A 3,451-nucleotide genomic window follows, 5' to 3' on the forward strand; every position below is an offset into this window, starting at 1 on the left:
TTTTGTAATACCATATGATATAAGTAAATAGATAGTCCTTCCAAGCAACATTTGGAGAATAAGTTATACCCATCTGATCTTCATCAAAACTTGGTATAGCCATTACTTGTGCTGGTTCCAAATACTTCATTACTTGTAGCCAATTATCAAGTAATGTATCACTGTCACTCTCTAATGGATTATTTAAAATATCAATACAAAGGCCACCCCAATCTAGCTCAGATACCACAGCTGGACTACTTTGTAATAATTCCTTATCAAACATTTCTAAAATATGACCACTAAAGTATGTTCTAGCCCCTATCCCTAAGGGACCGTTAGGAAGAAACCTAACTGGTATTGGTTGGGAAGATATTTCCATCCACATTTGTAAGCGTTCATGTTCGGTATTCCACGGATATGATAAAGGCCAAAAAATTTGAGTTACTCCATAACTTGGTTTCGCAATTTCTGCGATTTGGTCAGATAACTCAAAAAAAGCAGCCCATAATTTTTTAGGTATTGATTTATGAAACTCAAACTCTAAAAATGAACGATGGCTCCAGTTAACTTGAAAACGTCCTGTGTAGTTCACAGACTTATCACGATACAGGTAAACTTCTGATACTCTACGCTCTGAAACTACTTTTTCCAGAATTTCCTGACGGTTATATTCTACCCGTACCGTTTCACAGTTGCCCCAATGAGTAGGAGCAAATTTTTCATTTGACTCAAACACATCCAAAAGACGACCTAATAATTCTTCTTCGTTAAAAGATACTGTAGGATACATTGTAATTGTGAAAAAATCAGGTTTCATGTATATCCCCCTTAATATTAAAAAATATAGTCACATAATAATTTTTATTCACAGCTTTTTCCACCTACCTCCACCAGTTAAACGTGTATTGTTCTCCCATTTATGAGTCACTTTACCGCTATTTGGATCAGTGTAGTAAACATCACTATCCTTACCCAAAGGTCCACTTGGTCTTGGTTTAGGAGGAATCCCATTCAAATCAGGTTTGTCACTTGATATTGTCACAACATGACTCCCATTTTTATCTTCGAGCATTTCTCTTTCAGCTCGCATTTGCCTGTCGTTATGAATAGTTTGCTCTTTTTCACCCATTTTGTGTTTGTGATCATGAACTAAATCAATTTCACCCTTATCATTACGCCCAATACTATCTGGACGCGTAAGATGCCCTTCACTAGATGTATATGTAACAACCTCACCAGCGTTATTGTCCTCTAATTGGCGATCAAGATGTTCTCCCAAAGCTTTTCTCCCTTTTATTTCTTCTTCTCTTCCACGCTCTTGGCTCTTTCTTAAATTTTCAGTCCTAGCATCCCAATCTTTACGCTCTAAAGGTTGTTTCGTTTCTTCACAATGACGATCATATCTAATATCATCTGCTGCTTTATAATCTCCTCGCGCTTTAGCTTCATCTATTTTCTTTCGATAGTATTTTTCTCTTTCCTGAGTTAGCTTAATTTTGTTTGGGTTTACGTTACTACTATTACCCGTACCCTTAGCAAGTTGATAAGCGTCATCCTTAGCTGCCGTACTTGCCTTTGAAAACTTTCCAGCTACTTCTCCAACAGTTGAAGATTCTATATAAGGAAGCTTCACTCCTATTCCAGTATCCACCATCCTAACTGCTACTGGAATAGGAGTATTTTTCATAGCATCTAGTGCATTCTTTAAAGTCTTATTTTCCTTAAGCGATTGTACCACATTTTTACCCAAATTTGGATTGAAACCAGGGATTCCTTCTTTGAATTTTAATAATTTCGCTAAATCAGCTAATTCATTCGTGCCTTTGAATGCTTTTACTCCTTTTCCTACCGCTCCAACAACTGGGATTGCATCTAATCCGCCAAAAATGATGTTTCCTACCCGCTCTTCTTGGCTCAATTTCCTGTGTGTTCCCCAGTCTTCTCCGTCAATACCGCTTTTTATTTGTACAGCGCCGTATACTACTGCGGCAGCGGCCCCGAGTGGTGGGCAAAGGATTGTTGCGATGATGATTCCTCCGCCTATTGCTATGTCAMGTATCATTTCTAGTTTTTTCTGTTCATCTTCTATCGATTTGTATTCAAATCCTCGTGTGGATGGGACTACTTTCTTGTATTCTTCATAATCTAGCTTTGCATCTGGATTTTGTTTTTTCAGTTCTTTGTATTCCGCTTTCAGTACGTTATCAAATGCAGGTGAATCTTTAAAAATATCTTCTACTGTTATTTTATCTTTTTTCGTCTGTATTGTTTGTGGTACACTTCCGTACCCTGCGTGCGCATCTGGTAATACTGTCGTTGTTGTAGAGCCAATTCGGTTATTTGTTGTGAAACTGAGAATAGATGTATCTCTCATTTTTTGAGCGAATTTATCCATTTCTACTAAAAAAGGTTTATCTATATGTTCAGAGACTACTCGCCCTGCTTCTCCGCAATATTTTTGTAATGTCGAATAGCTCTCAAGTAATTCTCCGATTTTTTGCGATTGATCTTTAGGATTAAAATGTATACTACCATCCGAGTCTAAATCTCGTATTCTTCCATCAATTCTTTTTAATGATTCATTTGCGTACCGTAATTTCATGAGTGCATCTTTTGTAATTCGATTCATACCATCCCCCATGTCTTGCCATGGTTCAGGTCTATATTTCACATCCATTTCGTTTTCATCCCCCAGCCGTATGGTGATTTCTACAACTTACTTAATCTTTCACGTAATTGTTCATCCTTTTCAAGCATTTCCACGCATACATTTCCTACAACTTTCGCCGATCTAGAATAGTGTTCAGCCAATTCAAGTGTTTTGTGTAATATATCAGGATATTTTTCAATTACTCTCATCGCTTCACCTTTTTGATAAAAATCACAGCTTAATAAACTCTCAATATTCGTTCCAATGACGTCTACATGGATTTTATATATATTTTCTAACTTCATTACTATATCAAGTAGTTCTTGAAAATTAACTAATACTTCTTCTCCACCACCAGAACCACCATCTCCCATTGATACTTGCATTATTCAATACCTCCTAATGAGAATTGTCTCGGGTCAATTAATTTTTTATACGGCATTTTTAACACGTCATACAATTTCTTATTAACCGCATAGAGGCTCACCCAGTCATATCGATTACGATCTACATCTATTTGAACGAAATCTTCTCCTTCAGTGAAATATAAGAAACATTCCCATTTCCCACCTCTATTACTTCGAGGCCTCGTATACGTTTCTATCGCTATAACGTCTTTATTTGATAAATCTTTTTCCTCAAATGTTTGTTGTTCTGCCTCTGTCATTCTCTTTGAGAAAAATGTATCTTCTATCTCCCTCGGTTCTCTCAATAAGAAGGGAATGCGTGTTAATAATGAAAAATATACGTCTGGCTTTGGTATGTAGTCGATCTCGTATTTTTTATTTGGCTCTATTTCTGTTAATACAGCCACTCGGT

At 36.7% G+C, this 3,451-nt stretch carries 4 protein-coding genes; all 4 read right to left on the reverse strand.

Annotated elements, in window-relative coordinates; translation table 11 throughout:
• On the reverse strand, positions 1 to 799 hold a 799-nt coding region (locus AC1DTM_RS20585; protein WP_477000759.1), incomplete at its 3' end, for a hypothetical protein.
• 48 nt (positions 800 to 847) lie between these two features.
• A complete protein-coding gene (locus AC1DTM_RS20590) occupies positions 848 to 2,659 on the reverse strand; it encodes an ADP-ribosyltransferase (RefSeq protein WP_477000760.1) in 1,812 nt (603 codons plus the stop codon).
• A 32-nt stretch (positions 2,660 to 2,691) separates the two neighbouring features.
• Positions 2,692 to 3,018 carry an MFS transporter gene (locus AC1DTM_RS20595; protein ID WP_078174457.1) on the reverse strand — a complete coding sequence of 109 codons (327 nt, stop codon included), beginning with the start codon at positions 3,016 to 3,018 and terminating at the stop codon, positions 2,692 to 2,694.
• Positions 3,018 to 3,451: DUF5081 family protein (locus tag AC1DTM_RS20600; protein WP_477000761.1), on the reverse strand; the 434-nt coding region annotated here is incomplete at its 5' end. The genes AC1DTM_RS20595 and AC1DTM_RS20600, both read right to left, overlap by 1 nt.

It is taken from the genome of Bacillus sp. P4_D3 (assembly GCF_056401855.1).